The 16,898-nt window shown below is 61.9% G+C and carries 14 protein-coding genes and 4 pseudogenes; 11 read left to right on the top strand and 7 right to left on the bottom strand.

Features of this window, described 5'->3' with window-relative positions:
• The first annotated feature begins 132 nt into the window (after positions 1–132).
• The 5 genes from GKC70_RS07690 (at position 133) to GKC70_RS07670 (ending at position 2,834) form a co-directional block, all read left to right on the top strand.
• Positions 133–723 (top strand): cysteine hydrolase family protein, encoded by a 591-nt coding sequence (locus GKC70_RS07690; RefSeq protein WP_295482611.1) that lies wholly within the window; start codon positions 133–135, stop codon positions 721–723.
• A 79-nt stretch (positions 724–802) separates the two neighbouring features.
• Positions 803–1,123 (top strand): hypothetical protein, encoded by a 321-nt coding sequence (locus GKC70_RS07685; protein WP_342650974.1) that lies wholly within the window; start codon positions 803–805, stop codon positions 1,121–1,123.
• 88 nt (positions 1,124–1,211) lie between these two features.
• A complete protein-coding gene (locus GKC70_RS07680) occupies positions 1,212–1,772 on the top strand; it encodes a Smr/MutS family protein (protein ID WP_342650973.1) in 561 nt (186 codons plus the stop codon).
• A 67-nt stretch (positions 1,773–1,839) separates the two neighbouring features.
• The gene (folE, locus tag GKC70_RS07675) at positions 1,840–2,385 is read left to right on the top strand and encodes a GTP cyclohydrolase I FolE (protein ID WP_039579200.1); all 546 of its coding nucleotides are present in this window, start codon (positions 1,840–1,842) and stop codon (positions 2,383–2,385) included.
• A 77-nt stretch (positions 2,386–2,462) separates the two neighbouring features.
• Positions 2,463–2,834, top strand: a complete 372-nt coding sequence (locus GKC70_RS07670) for a glutaredoxin (protein ID WP_039579203.1) — start codon at positions 2,463–2,465, stop codon at positions 2,832–2,834.
• Position 2,835: 1 nt separating this feature from the next.
• On the opposite strand, the gene GKC70_RS07665 is transcribed toward GKC70_RS07670, so the two are convergent.
• Positions 2,836–3,438 (bottom strand): glutathione S-transferase family protein, encoded by a 603-nt coding sequence (locus tag GKC70_RS07665; protein WP_039579205.1) that lies wholly within the window; start codon positions 3,436–3,438, stop codon positions 2,836–2,838.
• A gap of 142 nt (positions 3,439–3,580) precedes the next feature.
• Between GKC70_RS07665 and GKC70_RS07660 the strand changes: the two genes are divergently transcribed.
• Entirely contained in the window at positions 3,581–4,774 is a 1,194-nt protein-coding gene (locus GKC70_RS07660; protein ID WP_029613740.1) for a benzoate/H(+) symporter BenE family transporter, read from the top strand.
• 67 nt (positions 4,775–4,841) lie between these two features.
• Here the strand turns inward: GKC70_RS07660 and GKC70_RS07655 are convergent, their stop codons facing one another.
• Both GKC70_RS07655 and GKC70_RS07650 read right to left on the bottom strand, forming a co-directional pair.
• Entirely contained in the window at positions 4,842–6,785 is a 1,944-nt protein-coding gene (locus GKC70_RS07655) for a methyl-accepting chemotaxis protein (RefSeq protein WP_342650972.1), read from the bottom strand.
• Positions 6,786–6,900: 115 nt separating this feature from the next.
• On the bottom strand, positions 6,901–8,298 hold the full coding sequence (locus GKC70_RS07650; protein ID WP_342650971.1) for a PLP-dependent aminotransferase family protein: 1,398 nt from the start codon (positions 8,296–8,298) through the stop codon (positions 6,901–6,903).
• Between the two features lie 147 nt (positions 8,299–8,445).
• Here GKC70_RS07650 and GKC70_RS07645 point away from each other — a divergent pair.
• Positions 8,446–9,581, top strand: a pseudogene (locus GKC70_RS07645) (MFS transporter).
• Here the strand turns inward: GKC70_RS07645 and GKC70_RS07640 are convergent.
• Positions 9,568–10,329, bottom strand: a complete 762-nt coding sequence (locus GKC70_RS07640) for an SDR family oxidoreductase (RefSeq protein ID WP_342650970.1) — start codon at positions 10,327–10,329, stop codon at positions 9,568–9,570. The pseudogene GKC70_RS07645 and the gene GKC70_RS07640 overlap by 14 nt on opposite strands.
• Before the next feature lie 229 nt (positions 10,330–10,558).
• Here GKC70_RS07640 and GKC70_RS07635 point away from each other — a divergent pair, with 229 nt between their 5' ends.
• On the top strand, positions 10,559–11,560 hold the full coding sequence (locus tag GKC70_RS07635) for an NADP-dependent oxidoreductase (RefSeq protein WP_295482632.1): 1,002 nt from the start codon (positions 10,559–10,561) through the stop codon (positions 11,558–11,560).
• Between the two features lie 39 nt (positions 11,561–11,599).
• Here GKC70_RS07635 and pyrF read toward each other — a convergent pair whose 3' ends face one another.
• Entirely contained in the window at positions 11,600–12,301 is a 702-nt protein-coding gene (pyrF, locus tag GKC70_RS07630) for an orotidine-5'-phosphate decarboxylase (RefSeq protein WP_342650969.1), read from the bottom strand.
• A gap of 176 nt (positions 12,302–12,477) precedes the next feature.
• Between pyrF and GKC70_RS07625 the strand changes: the two genes are divergently transcribed.
• Entirely contained in the window at positions 12,478–12,645 is a 168-nt protein-coding gene (locus GKC70_RS07625) for a DUF2897 family protein (protein WP_342650968.1), read from the top strand.
• Between the two features lie 54 nt (positions 12,646–12,699).
• Here GKC70_RS07625 and GKC70_RS07620 read toward each other — a convergent pair whose 3' ends face one another.
• A complete protein-coding gene (locus GKC70_RS07620) occupies positions 12,700–13,020 on the bottom strand; it encodes a ComEA family DNA-binding protein (RefSeq protein WP_342650967.1) in 321 nt (106 codons plus the stop codon).
• 257 nt (positions 13,021–13,277) lie between these two features.
• Between GKC70_RS07620 and GKC70_RS07615 the strand changes: the two are divergent.
• Positions 13,278–13,406, top strand: a pseudogene (locus tag GKC70_RS07615) (IS3 family transposase); the annotation flags it as partial.
• A 185-nt stretch (positions 13,407–13,591) separates the two neighbouring features.
• Positions 13,592–13,825 (top strand): annotated as a pseudogene (locus GKC70_RS07610) (DDE-type integrase/transposase/recombinase); the annotation flags it as partial.
• A gap of 1,140 nt (positions 13,826–14,965) precedes the next feature.
• Here the strand turns inward: GKC70_RS07610 and GKC70_RS07605 are convergent.
• Positions 14,966–16,731: pseudogene (locus GKC70_RS07605) on the bottom strand (nucleoside-diphosphate sugar epimerase/dehydratase).
• Positions 16,732–16,898 lie beyond the last annotated feature (167 nt).

The raw sequence follows: 16,898 nt of genomic DNA, 5'->3' as shown, positions 1-16,898 counted from the left end.
CTGAAATGTTCCATCGCCCGCCGCTCAGGTAGCCACAGGCCAGTAACGGCGCCGTCTGCGTTGTCAACCATTCACATTGGCGCCTGGGCAAGTGACAATAGCGCGATGTAAGCCCTTCCCGAGGAGCCCTCGATGTCCGTTCCAACCACGATGTTCCGCCTCACCGGTCGCGACTACCCGCCGGCCCGGTTGAGCCAAGCCAGCCTGATCGTCATCGACGCGCAGAAGGAGTACCTCAGCGGTCCGCTGGCACTCTCGGGCATGGACGAGGCCGTGGCGAACATTGCCCGGTTGCTCGACGCGGCCCGCAAGGCCGGTCGCCCGATCATTCATGTCCGCCACCTGGGTACGGTGGGCGGACGCTTCGACCCACAGGGCCCTGCCGGGGAGTTCATCCCGGGCCTGGAGCCACAGGGTGACGAAGTGGTCATCGAAAAGCGCATGCCCAATGCCTTCAAGAACACCAGCCTGCACGAAACCTTGCAGCGCCTCGGCCACCTGGACCTGATCGTCTGCGGCTTCATGAGCCACTCCAGCGTCAGCACCACCGTGCGCCGCGCCAAGGACTACGGCTACCGCTGCACGCTGGTCGAAGACGCCTCCGCCACCCGCGACCTGGCGTTCAAGGACACAGTCATCCCGGCCGCGCAGATTCACCGCAGCGAGATGGCGGTCATGGCCGACAACTTCGCCTGCGTAGCGCCCACCGACAGCCTGATCTGATCGCCCCAGCGCCCGGCCGCCGGGCGGAACCGCACGGGTCGGCGCAGGTCGAATTCCGATACCGAGAGAGGAATACGGAATGAAGCTCAAAGGCAGTTTCGATGCCAAACGCCTGCGCCCACACCAAGCGGGCAACTGGGGCGTGCGCCTAGCGGCAGCACTGTCGGCGCTGCTGGCCACAGTGGGCATTCTTCTGGCCATGGCGGGCATTGCGGGCCTGCTGGGCAACTACGAAGCCCTGGCCGAGTTGAACGCCAATCACAGCCTCGCGGCGATTCTCGTCGCGCTCGGCCTGCTGCTGCTCTACCTGGGCGTGCGCTTCTGGCGCCTGAGCCGCATTCGCCTGCGTCGCAATCGCGATCTCAACCTGTCGCCGCACCTGATGAAGAAACACGACTGAAGCCCCCACACGCCGAGGCGTGCGCTGGCGCGTGTGCTGACGACCCAGCGCCGATCGCGTAGACTACGCCGCCCACGTGGAGGCTCCCATGCAAGACGACGACTTTTCCCTCTTCCGCAGCGAAGTGCGCGGCGTCAAGCCCATCGCTCATGACCGTGCCGAAGTGGGCAAGCCCAAGGCTGACCGCACGCACCTGGCCGGCCTGCGTCAGGCCGCCAGCGTGCGCACCGGCCAAGCGCTGGTGGTCGACGGTCTGTCGGACCAGTTCGTCATCGACGTGGGTGCTGAAGACGAGCTCATGTGGCGCCGTGACGGCGTTCAGGAAAGCCAGATCCGCAAGCTCAAGCTTGGTCAGATCGCCTTCGAAGGCAGCCTCGACCTGCATGGCATGACCGTCGAACGCGCCCGCGAGACGCTGTGGGCCTTCATCGCCGAAGCCACCCGCCTGGAAGTACGCTGTGTGCGGGTCACCCACGGCAAGGCGGCCCGCCTGGATGGCAAGCGGCCGATGATCAAGAGCCACGTCAACACCTGGTTGCGCCAGCACCCGCAGGTGCTTGGATTCGCGTCGTGCCAGGCCCGCCATGGTGGCACGGGTGCGCTCTATGTGATGCTCAAGCGGACCATGCTCGAAGGCCGCGACGAGTAATCGCGCTTGCAGCGCCGCGTGCGCCGCCGTACCCTTCGTTTTTGCGTTTTTTCCCACAGGTAGATCCATGTCCCTGGAACAGAACTACACCGAGATCCTCAGCCAGATTGGCGAGGACGTCTCCCGCGAGGGCCTGCTCGACACGCCCAAGCGGGCCGCGAAGGCCATGAAGTACCTTTGCCGCGGTTATGAGCAAACCTTGGAAGAAGTCACCAACGGCGCGTTGTTCACTTCCGACAACAGCGAAATGGTGCTGGTCCGCGATATTGAGCTGTATTCGATGTGCGAGCACCACATGCTGCCGTTCATCGGCAAGGCCCATGTGGCCTATCTGCCCAAGGGCAAAGTGCTGGGACTGTCCAAGGTGGCACGGATCGTCGACATGTACGCACGTCGTCTGCAGATCCAGGAGAACCTCAGCCGTCAGATCGCCGAGGCCATCTCGCAGGTCACTGGCGCAGCCGGTGTGGCCGTGGTCATCGAGGCCAAGCACATGTGCATGATGATGCGCGGTGTAGAAAAGCAGAATTCCAGCATGATCACCTCGGTGATGCTTGGCGAATTCCGTGCCAATGCCGCCACTCGCAGTGAGTTCCTCAGCCTGATCAAGTGATCGGTATCGACCTCAAGCCGGCCCCTCGGGGTCGGCTTTTTATTTGGCCTTCGTGCCCCCAAGCTCAGGAGTAGCCCATGATCGTCAAAGCCCTGCGGGTCGGCCTCGGCCAGCTCATCGTGTTCGGCGACTGGATCAGCCGCCCGGCCAAGCGCAAGCGTGACGCCGCCGCCCAGGCCCAGGTCGAGCAGCAGGCCAAAGGGCTGGCGCTGTACCAGTTCCATGCCTGCCCGTTCTGCGTCAAGACCCGCCGCGCCCTGCACCGGCTCAACGTGCCGGTGGCACTGCGCGATGCGAAGAACGACCCGCAGCACCGTCAAGCACTGCAAGACGGCGGCGGGCGGGTGAAAGTGCCGTGCCTGCGTATCGAGGAAGACGGCAAGACCACCTGGATGTACGAGTCCAACGACATCATCGCCTACTTGGACAAGCGCTTCGGCTCGATCTGAGTCAGCCCACCATCGGCACGTGCCGGGGATGACTGGCGACCCGCTCCAGCCAGGCGCGCACGGCGGGATACTCGGCCAGATCGAAGCCACCCTGGTGGGCCACATGGGTATAGGCATAGAGCGCGACATCGGCGATCGAGTACTGCTCGCCCACCAGGTACGGCGTCATGTGCAACTGCCGCTCCATGACCCTCAGCGCCTTGTAGCCGCCCTTGTGCAGCTTGCGGTATTCCTCCAGGCGCTCCTGCGGCAGCCCCAGGTAGAACTGGATGAAGCGCGCTACCGCGATGTAGGGCTCATGGCTGTACTGCTCGAAAAACTGCCATTGCAGCACCTGGGTACGCAAACGCGGCTCGGTGGGCAGAAACTCGCTGCCATCGGCGAGAAAATTGAGAATGGCGTTGGATTCCCACAGGCAGGTACCGTCTTCGAGCTCCAGCACGGGAACCTTGCCGTTGGGATTGCGCGCGAGAAATTCCGGTGTTTCGGTTTCGCCCTTGAGAATGTCCACCGGGTGCCACTCACACGGCCGTCCCAGCAGACTGAGCATCAACTTGACCTTGTAGCAGTTGCCTGACTGATAGTCCCCATACACCTTGTACATCGCCCCTCCCCTCCTGCGCAGCTGCAAGTCAGCGCTCCATAGTTGAGGACTGTACGGCTAAATGCAATGGTCGCTGTATGGCGCGCGGCAGGTCGCTGCGCGTTAGGCTGCGCGAAATGCCCCATTGCACAAGGAATGCACCGTGACCGACGCCACCTCCACGCCCCTGCGTCCACTGGCCGACAGCTCGCCGTCGGCCGTGGTGGCCGGCTTCATCGCCATGCTCACCGGCTACACCAGTTCGCTGGTACTGATGTTCCAGGCCGGCCAGGCCGCCGGCCTGAGCAATGCGCAGATCTCCTCCTGGATCTGGGCGCTGTCGATCGGCATGGCGGTGTGCAGCATCGGCCTGTCGCTGCGCTATCGCACACCGATCACCGTGGCCTGGTCGACACCGGGCGCGGCGCTGCTGATCACCAGCCTGGGTGGGGTCAATTACGCCGAGGCCATCGGTGCCTACGTCACCTGCGCCGCGCTGGTGGTGATCTGCGGAATGACCGGCAGCTTCGAGCGCCTGGTTCGCCGCATTCCCGCGTCGCTGGCCTCGGCCCTGCTGGCCGGCATCCTGTTCAAGATCGGCAGCGAAATCTTCGTCGCTGCGCAACATCGCACCCTGCTGGTGCTGGGCATGTTCTTCAGCTACCTGTTGGTCAAGCGCCTGTCACCGCGCTACTGCGTACTCGCCGCCCTGCTGGTCGGCAGCGCATTGTCCGGCGCCTTGGGCTTGCTGGACTTCAGCCACTTCGACTTGCAAGTGGCACGGCCGGTGTGGACCACACCGAGTTTCTCGCTGGCGGCGACCATCAGCATCGCCATCCCGCTGTTCGTGGTGGCGATGACTTCGCAAAACATGCCCGGCGTGGCCGTGCTGCGCGCCGACGGCTACCAGGTGCCCGCCTCGCCGCTGATCTCGGCCACCGGGCTGGCCTCGCTGGTGCTGGCCCCCTTCGGCGCCCACGGCGTCAACCTGGCAGCGATCAGCGCCGCAATCTGCACCGGCCCACACGCCCACGAGGATCCGGCCAAGCGCTACACCGCTGCCGTCTGGTGCGGGATTTTCTACGGTATCGCCGGGGTCTTCGGCGCCACACTGGCGGCATTGTTCGCGGCGCTGCCCAAGGAACTGGTGCTGTCGATCGCGGCCCTGGCGCTGTTCGGATCGATCATGAACGGCCTGAGCGTGGCCATGAGCGAGGCCCGCGAGCGCGAAGCGGCACTGATCACCTTCATGGTGACGGCCTCGGGGCTGACGCTGTTTTCCATCGGGTCGGCGTTCTGGGGCATCGTGGCGGGAGTGATCACCTTGATGATTCTGAGTCCGCGCAAGGCCGGATGAACGTCACGGCGGCGATGAACCCTCCCTGGGATCGCGGAGCGCGACACGAACAGACCACTACAGCCTCTCAATGCAGCCTGAAGTGCCCCACCATCCCCTTGAGTTCATCGCCCAACTGCGCCAACTCGACGCTTGAGCGCGCCGTGTCCTGCATGGCCAGCGCCGCCTGATCGGCGCTGCCGCGAATCTGCGTGACGCTGCGGCTGATCTCTTCGGCCACCGAGCTCTGTTGCTCGGCCGCTGCGGCGATCTGCTGGTTCATCTGCTGAATCAATGACACGGCAGCCGCGATGCTGCCCAGGGCACTTTCGGTGTGCAGCGCATCGGCCACCGCCAGACGCACCAACTCGGTACTGCCACGGATCTGCGTCACCGACTGCTGCGCGTTGCCGCGCAGGCTCGCCACCAAACGCTCGATTTCCTCGGTCGATTGACGGGTGCGGCGCGCCAACGCGCGCACTTCGTCGGCGACCACCGCGAAACCGCGACCCTGCTCACCAGCACGCGCTGCTTCGATAGCCGCATTGAGCGCCAGCAGGTTGGTCTGCTCGGCCACGCTCTTGATCACTTCCAGCACATCGCCAATGGTGTGAATCTCGGCACTCAGGCTGTCGATGCCGGCACTGGCGGTTTCCGCCGCCTGCGCCAGTTGCTCGATACGCTGCATGCTCTGGCGCACCACCTGCTGACCGGACTCGACCTTGTCATCGGCCTGCTGGGCCGCCTGGGCCGCTTCCTCGGCGTTGCGCGCCACATCGTGCACCGTAGCCGTCATCTGCTGCATGGCGGTGGCGACCTGCTCGGTCTCCTCTTTCTGACTGCCGACCTCGCGATTGGTCTGCTCGGTCACCGCCGACAATGCCTGAGCATTACCAGCCAATTGTTCGATGCCCTGCTGCAAACCACTGACGATGCCCGACAGCCCAGCGGCCATCTGCTGCATGGCCAGGGTCAACTGGCCCACCTCGTCGCGCCCGGCGACCTGCGCATCGACCAACAGATCCCCTGCGGCAATGCGCTGCGCACTGGCGATCACACGTTTGAGCGGCGCTACCACGGCGCGGGTGATCAGCCAGGCAGCGACAATCCCGACCAGCAAGGCCAACGCCGTGGCCAGCGCGATGGCCAGCGTATTGTGAGTCAGCTCCTGGCGCATCGCCGCCTGCTGCGCATCGTAAGCCTGGTCGATGCGTGCCGTGACCTGTGTGGCGCTGGCCTGCAACTGCGCCTTGATGTCCTGCTCCTTGCCCAGTTCGGCCGTGTACTCATCGAGCTTTTCGGAGAACGAGGCGATATGGCCGGCCACCTCACCGAGCAGGCTCTGGTAACTGGTGTCGGCAACCGATGTCTTGAGTTCATCGACCAGATTCGCGGCCTCGACGGTCTGCGCGATGCGCCCTTGGTCAATCGACTCATCGCCTTTGCGTGCCTGCTCCAGGCGCACCCGCGCAGCATCCATAGCCTGCAGCATCAAGCGCGAGACCTGCGCCACCTGGGTGGATTGTTCGAGCATCTCGCTGCCCTGCTGGCCTTGGGATTGCTTGAGGGCATCGGCGCCATCGTCGGCCAAGCCCGACTGCAGCACATCGAGGTTACCGGCCACACTGGAGACCGACCACGCAGCGGTGTCCAGCGCCAGCTCCTTGCCCTGCACCGCTTCGACGAACGAATCGAATGCCTGGCCGTAGGCATGCAGGTCGGCTTCGCTCGCCGCCAATAGGGGAATGCCCCGGATGCGTTCGATCAATGCCTGCAGGCCGGCGCGCAGTGCCTCGGCTTGCTTGATGTCCGAGCGTAAGGCGAAGGCCTGTTCGTGCTCGCGCAGGCTGAGCAGATCGGCCTTGACCTCACCCATCTGGTGCAACGCGTCGAAACGCTGGCCGACCTTGCTCAAGGCCTGGATGCCGATGGCCGCCACGGCCAACGTCAGCAGCAGTACCAGAGCAAAGCCCAGGCCGAGTTTGCGGGCCATGCCCAGGTTGGCCAGACTACCGCGCTTGGTCGACGTCATCGCCACTCCCCCTCGCCCTTAGGTGTTGCCGAAGGCACAAGAGTGACAACCGCATGGCTCGGGTCACAAGGCCCTGCGGTCAGAATGGTGTCAAATAGCTATGAACCTGTCGTTTTCAGCTAACTGCGGGTCGTCCAGCAGCGGCGAGAAACGCTTGGGCGCGTCTGTCCTGTGCGTAGGCGACGTTGATGCGCAGCCACTCGCTTTGCCCGCCCACGGGGTCGAAGGCGCTGCCGGGCGTGAGCAGTACCGAATGCTCCAGGGCCAGGCGGTCGAGCCAGGCGAAATCCCGACCCGGCATGCGCGCCCAGACGAACAGGCCGCCGTAGGGTTCGCAGAGTACCTCCCAGCCATGGGTTTCCAGTTGTCCCAACGCCTTCGCCATGTGCTCGGCCAGACGCCCGCGCACCCGCTGCACATGCTTGCGATAGCTGCCATTGCCGAGCAGGTGTCCGACCACCTGCTCCACGAACCTGGAAGTGCCAATGCCGGTCACCATCTTCAATTGCGCCAGGCGCGCAATGAGTTCGGGATCTGCACTGATAAAGCCCACGCGCAGCGCACTGCTCAATGTCTTGGAGAAGCTGGACAAGTAGATCACCTGCCGCTCGCTGTCCAGCGTCGCCAGGCGAGTGGCGGGGCCATCCTGGAAGTCGGCGTAGATATCGTCCTCGATGATCCGCAGATGATGCTCGCGTGCCAGTTCCAGCACGCGATAGGCCGTCTTGGGGCTGAGGCTGGTACCCGTGGGATTCTGGTACAGGCTGTTGATGAACAGGCAGCGCGGCCGGTGCTCAGCCAGAAGCTGCTCGAGCGCCTGCAGATCGGGCCCGGTCGCGGTGCGGGGCAAGGGCAGCATGCGCACCTGGTGCTGGCGCAACAGGCTGAACAAGTTGTAGTAGCCGGGACTTTCGACGATCACAGCATCTCCTGGTACGAGCAGCGTGCGCACCAGCAGGTCCAGCCCGTGGCTGGCGCCCTGGGTGGTGAGCACGCCCTCCGGCGCGCTGGGAATCTGCAACTGCGCCAGACGCTTGAGCAACTGCTGCCGCAGCCCGGCCATTCCCAATGGCGGACAGTAGCGGAGCAAGTCTTGCGGGTCGCCGCGACTCACCAGACGTATCGCCTGGGCCAGCGCTTCCTGCGCCTGCCAAGCGTCGGGCAACCAACCGCAACCGAGCTTGAGCAGTGCTTGATGGGCGTCACTGAACTGCCGCCAACTGCCATCGATGGCATCGCCCCAGGCCAGCGCATCGTCGCGAGCGTAGGTAGACATCCGCTCGGCGACGAAAAAACCGGCCCCATGGCGCGCTTCGAGCCAACCGCTGGCGACCAGTCGATCGTAGGCATCGATCACACAGCCATGGCTGATCGCCAGGGTGCGGGCCAGGCTGCGAATGGAGGGTAGGCGCGTGCCAGGACGTAAGCGCTGCTGCTCGATCCAGGCTTGCAGCTGTTCAGTGAGTTGCTGGGCCAAGGGTGTGGCGGCGAGACGATCCAGAGTCAGGTGCATGGCAAAGTGTTCGACGATTTTTAGCGAACAGTTAATCACAAATCCCCGTGAGGTGTGCCTTGCCTGTGCAAGGCCATGAACCGAAGCTGGTTGCACGGGGCTCCCCCGTGTTTACCACCTGATCCACCACTTCCAGACGGACCTCCCATGCCCGCACGCCTGGCTTTTGCCCTTTGCCTGATCACCCTGGCGGTGAACCTGCAAGCCCCGCTCTACACCACCTACGCCACCCTCTCGGGATACGGTGCCGCCGCCACCGCCCTGGCCTTCTCCAGCTACGTGCTGGGGGTACTGCCCGTACTCCTGGCGTTTGGCGGGCTGGCCGACCGGGTGGGCCGCCGACTGCTGATCATGGTTGCACTGATCTTGTCGATGATCGCTACCACGCTCGTCATGTTCGCGCCTGGACTACAGACGCTGGCCCTGGCGCGGCTGCTGATGGGTGTGGGCACGGCGCTTTCGACCACCCTCGCCACGGCCTACATGGGCGAACTGCAAGGCGGTGGCGACACCGCAAGGGCGGCGAATTGGGTCACTGCCAGCACGTCGCTGGGCTTTGGCTTGGGGGCGGCCTTGACCAGCCTGTTCCTACTGCGTGGTCCAAGCCTGACGCCACTCAGTTTCCCTCTACACCTGGTGCTGGCGGCCACTGCGTTGTTCCTGGTCTGGCGCCTGCCCGATCAGCGTACTGCACATCGCACGCCGATGCTGCGCCTGCCCTGCTATCCGAGCGGCAGCTTGCCCTATGGGCTGGCCATTCTGCTGGCCTGGGCCTGCACCGGGCTGGTCATCGCGCTGGTGCCGGGCGTGCTGCGACGACACGGCCTGGATCAATGGTCAGGGTTCTCTACCTTCTGCGTGATCAGTTGCGGCGTGCTGTTCCAGCCACTGGCCCGACGCCTGCACAGCAGCCGGGCGACTCTGCTGGGGCTGGCCATTCTGCCGCCCAGCTTCCTGTTGTTGGCCTGGGGGCCGATAGCGGCAGACTGATGGCCGTGTTGATCGGGGCAGTGGCCGCCAGCAGCGCCTGCTACGGCTTCATCTACCTGGGCGGTCTGGCGGCGGTCAATGCCCTGGGTGGCACGGAGAAGCCGCGCGCCAGCGCCGGGTTCTTTCTTCTCGCCTATCTGGGATTCAGCCTGCCAGTCGTCTTCACCGGGTTGCTCAGCGATCGACTGGGTGCCCACATCGCTCTGCAACTGTTCGGTGCCGCCCTGTTGCTGGGATGCGCGCTGGTGGCCCTTGCACTGATCGGCGCCGGGCCAAGGCTCAGATGGCGGTAGCGCCGCCATCCACGGTCAGGCTATGGCCAGTGGTGAACTTCGCGCCATCACTGCACAGGTACAGCACCGCGCTGGCGATCTCTTCGACCTTGCCGATGCGCCCGACCGGATGCATCGCTGCGGCGAACTCTGCCTTGCGCGGGTCGGCCTCGTAAGCACGGCGGAACATATCGGTATCGATCACCGCCGGACACACCGCATTGACCCAAACACCCTTTTTCGCGTATTCGATGGCCGCCGACTTGGTCAGGCCGATCACGGCATGCTTTGACGCTGCATAAATGCTCATCTTGGGCGCCGCGCAAAGGCCTGCGACCGACGCGGTATTGACGATAGCGCCGCCGCCTTGGGCCATCATCAGCGGCAACTGGTACTTCATGCACAGCCAAACGCCCTTGACGTTGACGGCCATGATCGCGTCGAACTCGGCTTCGCTGCCTTCGGCGAGGCGGCCCTTCTCGATTTCGATTCCGGCATTGTTGTAGGCGTAGTCCAGTCGACCGTACGCCGCGACGATGCGCTCGTGGAGCTGGCGCACATCGCTGTCATGGGTAACATCGCAGGCGACGAACAGACCATCGCCGCCGCTTTCACGGATCAACCCCAGCGTCGCTTCGCCACCGACCGCATCCACGTCGGCCACCACCACCTTCAGCCCCTGTGCAGCGAACGCCAGTGCCGTCGCCCGCCCTATGCCCGCCGCACCACCGGTAACCAAAGCGACTTGGCCAGAAAATGTCATGCTCATCGCACACTCCGTTTTTCATGAAGGCTCATGGCGGGTGAGTCTACTCAGCACAACCGGGCACAGGGCAGCATCATCAGGTCTGCCGTTGCAGTACCATCGTCGGTGGTGATTTTATGCATGGCACTCAATCACTCTGCTGGATCGACGAGCATTCGCCATTCAGGTCAGGCTTGAACAGTAAGACTCGACGGTTTATCAACAGACTTTGCCATCTACCCGGAGACGTTTCATGACCCAGACCAACCGCCGCTTCCTGCTGGCCAAGCGACCGACCGGCGCCGTCCGGCGGGAAGACTTCGACTATCAACAGGTTCCGGCGAGCGAACCGGCGGACGGCCAGATCCAGGTGCGCAACCTCTACCTCTCACTGGACCCGGCCATGCGCGGCTGGATGAACGAAGGCAAATCCTATATTCCGCCGGTCGGGCTGGGCGACGTGATGCGTGCTTTGGGTGTAGGTGAGGTCGTCGCGTCCAACCATCCGGACTACAAGCCTGGTGACCATGTCAGCGGTGCGCTTGGCATACAGGACTATTTCACTGGCACCCCGCAGGGCATGCACAAGATCGACCCGAACCTGGCCCCACTGCCCCGCTATCTGTCTGCCCTGGGCATGACTGGCATGACCGCCTACTTCGCCCTGCTCGAAGTAGGACAACCCAAGGCCGGCGATACCGTGGTCATTTCCGGTGCGGCAGGCGCTGTGGGCAGCATCGCCGGACAGATCGCCAAGATCAAAGGTTGTCATGTGGTGGGTATCGCCGGTGGTGCCCAGAAGTGCCAGTACCTCAAGGACGAACTGGGCTTTGACGGCGTCATCGACTACAAGGCCGAGGACGTGCTGGCGGGCCTCAAGCGCGAGTGCCCCAAGGGCGTTGATGTGTACTTCGACAACGTCGGCGGCGATATCCTCGACGCGGTACTCAGCCGTCTTAATTTCAAGGCACGCGTGGTCATCTGCGGGGCCATCAGTCAGTACAACAACAAGGAAGCGGTAAAAGGACCGGCCAATTACCTGTCGCTGCTGGTCAATCGCGCACGCATGGAAGGCTTCGTGGTGATGGACCACGTCAAGGAGTACGGTAAGGCCGCACAGGAAATGGCGGGCTGGCTGGCCAGCGGCAAGGTCAAGAGCAAGGAAGACGTGGTGGACGGGCTGGAAACCTTCCCCGAAACACTGCTCAAGCTGTTCAACGGGGAAAACTTCGGCAAGCTGGTGTTGAAGGTTTGACCGTGCTGGGGGCCGTAATGCGGCCCCCACTGGCCTCAATCAGGCACGAATCTCGGCCACCACGGCAGCCAGCGCCTGCGCCGGATCTGCGGCCTGGCTGATGGGGCGACCGATAACCAGGTAGTCGGAGCCCGCTTCAAGTGCCTGGCGCGGCGTGAGAATGCGCCGCTGATCGTCCTGTGCACTGCCTGCCGGGCGAATGCCCGGAGTCACCAATTGCAGCGACGGATGGGCTGCCTTGAGCGCCGGAGCCTCCAAGGCCGAGCACACCAGGCCGTCCATTCCTGCCTTTTGCGCCAGCGCAGCGAGGCGCAGCACCTGCTCCTGTGGAACGACATCCAGGCCGATACCGGCCAGATCCTCGCGCTCCATGCTGGTCAGCACGGTCACCCCGATCAGCAGTGGCTGCGGACCGCTGCGCTTGGCCAATTCTTCACGGCATGCAGACATCATGCGCAGGCCGCCAGAGCAGTGCACGTTGACCATCCATACACCCATCTCGGCAGCCGCTTTGACCGCCATGGCCGTGGTGTTGGGGATGTCGTGGAATTTCAGGTCGAGGAACACCTCGAAGCCCTTGGCACAAAGGGTCTCGACGATACCGGATGCGCTACTGGTGAACAGCTCCTTACCCACCTTGACCCGGCACAGTGCAGGATCGAGCTGGTCAGCCAGCTTCAGGGCGGCCTCACGGGTCGGGAAATCGAGGGCGACGATCAGGGGCGTCTGGCAGGCGGACATGGTCGGATCTCTGTGGCAAGTCGTGAACGGCGCGCATTGTAAACGAAGTGGCGAGTCGATTGGGGATACGCAATGATACTGTTCACACGTGCCTGAGCGGATGTCGGGGAACGTACGACTGGCGCTGTCGGTCGAATGTCATGACACGCAGTATTTTGAAGATCAGGAGAACGACGATGCCCTGGTACGCCTGGCTGATACTCGTCGTAGCCATCGGCTCCATCGTGGGTGGGCTGATGATGCTGCGCGATACCGCGAAGAAATTGCCGCTGACGGACGAGCAGTTGAGGAAAGTGCATGAACGCAATGCCGAGGCGGACGCCAAGGATGCGCGCGATCGATAAGAGTTTCAGAGCGAGGCCAAGGCACTTACTGCGGCCTTGGCCTTCCAACTGGAGTTATGGAGCTGTCAGTCTATTTTTATTGCGCTCTACCAGTGCGCTCCCCACCCCCTTGACCTCCAGCAACTCGTCCACCGTCTGAAAACCTCCGTTGGCATCGCGGTACGCGATAATAGCCTCAGCTTTCGCTTTTCCTATCCCGCTCAACTCTCTTTGCAGAATTTCTGCGCTAGCGGTATTCAAATTTATAGTCTGCTCATGGCTTGGGCTACTGAATGAGTGCGGAGTCGTCGCTTTGCTGGGTGGGATCGCATGGACAGTGAACGCCACTCCTGTGAACAGCGGCAGAAGCAAAGCATTGAGTAGTGTCTTACGCATGAAAATATCACTCCTGTGAATGGTTTCCGTGATGCAGCCATTTCCTGAGCTGCTTTTCTAAGCTACCCGCCTTAATTCAGTCCCGCCATAGCGTCGTGGCGAAAAATGTTTACTGGATCAGACGTAACTTAGCGTTGCGAGATCCTGCGCACGACCGAGCCGAGTCATGGCCGCTAATAACGCCATCTCGCAGACGTCATCGGCGGATTGTCAGAAATTTTGTGTTCGGATATGACGTGAGCAAGAGGTGCATGGCCCGGCGGCGTCATGTCAATGTCCGCCAAGTGAACTTACGCAGCCGTGTTAACGAGCTGTACAGCCAAAGCCGTGGCTCAGCGGATAGCCGCAGTCTGGTTGCCATGCTCCGGGACGAAGGCGTTAGGCTCTGTCTGAAAGACTTGATACTCGGTGATGCTGCGTTGAAAACCGCCTGGAGCGCCCGCGCGGTCGGAATACTCATTTACAACCCGTAAAGTCGAGCGCGACTCCGACCGTTCCTCGGCAGTTTTCGCCTTGCCTAACCTTCTTCTCAAGCTTTTCAAATAGAGCCTAGCTTCGGACTTTTCACAGCAGAAGATTGATGAAGGAACAAAGAGTGATCAGCAAACAGCCCGGTGCTCATGCGTATAAGAAGACTACGGTCGATGGAGCTATCTGGCTGTGGTCTTGAAGTTGAACGGCCGCACAGTGGTGGTTGGGCGATGTCCGCCAGGCCTGATGCCGAGCTGGTAGTCAAGGCGCTCGACGGACCTACGAGATGCGTGGCAGAACACAAGCAGTGCTGTTTCATAGCGACCAGGGCAGCCATCAACAGGGCCTGACGAGCTTCAAGCCTGAGAAACTGAACGCACTGCTAATCGTACTGCTGACATTCACCGCCTGTGTGGCGACACTGGATGCCTTCATCTTCAAAGGTACAATCGCCACCTTTGAAGAGTTCGAGCGGGTTCCTGGAGAGTTTATATACGGTGGCGTGTTCGCCCCAACGTTCCTTGGCCTGAAATTCCATGGCAGCAATGGCATCAACGGAATCGCCGTATTCTTTGCGTTTTCATTCATGGTGTTGCTGGCACTGGGCATCGTCCTCAAGCCGCCGAAAAAGCTGGTGATCGTTGCGGGTATCGGTATGCTCTGCTGCGTTATTCTGGTACTCGGTAGCGGCTCTCGGCAGGCCGTCTTCGGGATGCTGCTGAGCTTCCTCTGCTATTTAACTGCAGGCAAAATGACGGTCAATCGCATTGTCTGGCTGTGGCTTGCGATACTGTTTGGCGCGGTCGGCTCGACCGTCATTCTCGTGAACTTCTCTGACTACTTCATCGAACTCACTGCCAAGTCGGCCATCATGCTCGACAATATCACAAGTGGTAACTGGGACGGCGTGTCAGTTGTAAATGAGCATTTCGACCGGGCTGGCGATCCAGGCGGTTTCAGCTCAGCATCACCGAGTGTCAAGGCTTTTCAGACAGAGCCTGGATATCGCCTGAGACGTGGTAGAGGGACCGTGCTCGATCTAAAATCCATGTGCGCCCGCCCATACGGCGCTCAAAAGTGATTCGGAAAGATTATGTGCTGCAGTAGGGCGCGCTTGCGTGCCCCGTTTCGTTTTGCCTGGCCTTCGCGCAGACAGATTCAAGGCAGATGTTGATGCGAGCAGAGCACCAACACGCCAGAGCAGTGTCATTCTAGACGGCACGAACGCGTGGGAGGTGGGGGTCGGTAGGATTGGAACAGAGAGGATGGAAGTCGGTCCAACTCCCTTGTGGCTCAGCATGATGCCCCTAGGTCGTCAGGTAATTGATGAGCCACAGATCACAACGAGCCGGTACCGCCCACAGCATCGCTGAAATTAATGAGTATCGACCTCCAACGCCTGCACTGACCTGTTCTCGACAATGACTCGCTGGCTGTCTGGGCCGTTGCGACACGTCCCAGACAGCCGGAGACATCACCCCTCCAGACGACGCTGCTGGTGGATCCAGTCGACGATTTCTCCTTCAGGGGTATAACCGACGACCGTCTCACGCAGCAGCTTGCGCACTTGCACGAAGTCGTCTTGCTGAACCGCCTGCATGAGCTCCTGCAAGGCACCCTTGAGGGCCTCCCATGGGAGGAAATCCTCCACAGCGCTCATGATCATCGGATGTCCGGTGGGGATCACGTTGTCGCCGATCAGCAACTCCTCATAAAGTTTCTCGCCAGGCCGCAGACCCGTGAATTCGATAGCGATATCGCCGTGCGGGTTATTCTCCGAGCGCACGCTGAAGCCGGAAAGGTGGATCATTTTTTCGGCCAGCTCGACAATCGTCACCGGCTCGCCCATGTCTAGCACAAAGACGTCTCCGCCCTGCCCCATGGAGCCAGCCTGGATGACCAACTGCGCCGCTTCGGGGATTGTCATGAAGTACCGGGTAATCTTGGGATGGGTGACCGTGACGGGCCCCCTTCCTTGATCTGCCGATGGAAAAGTGGGATGACCGACCCCGAAGAGCCCAGCACGTTGCCGAAACGCACCATGGTAAAACGCGTCTTATTGACCTGGGCAACGTTGGAATGGTCGCCATACAACACCGGTGCTACCTCTTTACTCAGCGCCTGAAGCAACATTTCCGACAAGCGCTTGGTACTGCCCATTACATTGGTCGGGCGCACCGCCTTGTCGGTGGAGATCAGCACGAAGTTCGGCACGCCCGCCTGCACAGCGGCTTGCGCCGTGTTAAGCGTCCCCATAACGTTGTTGTGGATGCCCTCGGCGATATTGTGTTCGACCATCGGTACGTGTTTATAGGCGGCAGCGTGGTAAACGGTGTCAACCCGCCAGGTACGCATAACATCGACCAACTGATGGGCGTTGCGTACCGACCCAAGAATCGGTAGTACCTTGATGGAGAAGGACTCACGCGCAACACGCTGCTCCAGCTCCGACAAGATGCTGTACAAGTTAAACTCGCTGTGTTCCAGCAGCAGTAGCACTCGCGGTCGCAGGCTCAGTATCTGCCTGCACAGCTCTGACCCGATAGAGCCGCCAGCCCCCGTTACCAATACTGCCTGTCCCTGCACGCAGTGCGCCAGCAGATCCGCCCGAGCGGGAACGGCATCGCGGCCAAGCAGATCGGCAATGTCGACTTCCTGAATGTCGTCGACCTTAACCCGACCGCTCGCCAGGTCCATGAAGCCCGGGACACTGCGCACGTGCAAAGGGAAGCCTTCCAGATAGCCGAGAATCTCTCGCCTGCGTGCACGGCTGACCGAAGGCAATGCCAGAAGCAATTCTTCTGCACCGGTGTTATCGATCATTCGTTGAATCTTGTTGGACCCGTAGACATGCAGACCCGAAATGACCCTGTCGGTGATGCTGGGGTCATCGTCGATGAACGCCACGGGCCTCATCATCTTGCCCATTCGCAACGCCGCCACCAGTTGGTTGCCCGCTGCGCCCGCGCCGTAGATCGCCACTCGCGGCAAGCCGTTGTCGCGCGTACCGAACGGAGCACTGGGCGGAGCACCAAACCAGTCGCCCAGAAAGTACTGGCGCATGACCAGACGCAGGCCACCGACCATGATCAGGCTGAGCCACCAGTAGTTGAACACGATCGAGCGCGGCACCAGCGGAAGATGATTGCTGTACCAGAAAATGACCAGACCCAGGATCAACGACGACAGCGTCACCGCCTTGACGATGGCAATCAGCGCGTCATTGCCCAGGTAGCGCATCACGGCGCGGTACATGCCGAAGCGTATGAACAGTGGTATGGCGGTGAATGGAGCACTCAGGAACAACCAAGGATGCTCAGTGATCGGGTTATCCATTTCGCTGACACCCAGGCGAACCGCAAATGCCAACCATAGCGCGACCCACACCAGGACCACATCTGTGGTGA

The organism is Pseudomonas sp. REB1044, from assembly GCF_038813925.1.
Taxonomy (GTDB): Bacteria; Pseudomonadota; Gammaproteobacteria; order Pseudomonadales; family Pseudomonadaceae; genus Aquipseudomonas; species Aquipseudomonas boreofloridensis.
The sequence above is the reverse complement of the archived record's forward strand: the minus strand, read 5'-3'. Positions and strand labels throughout refer to the sequence as shown.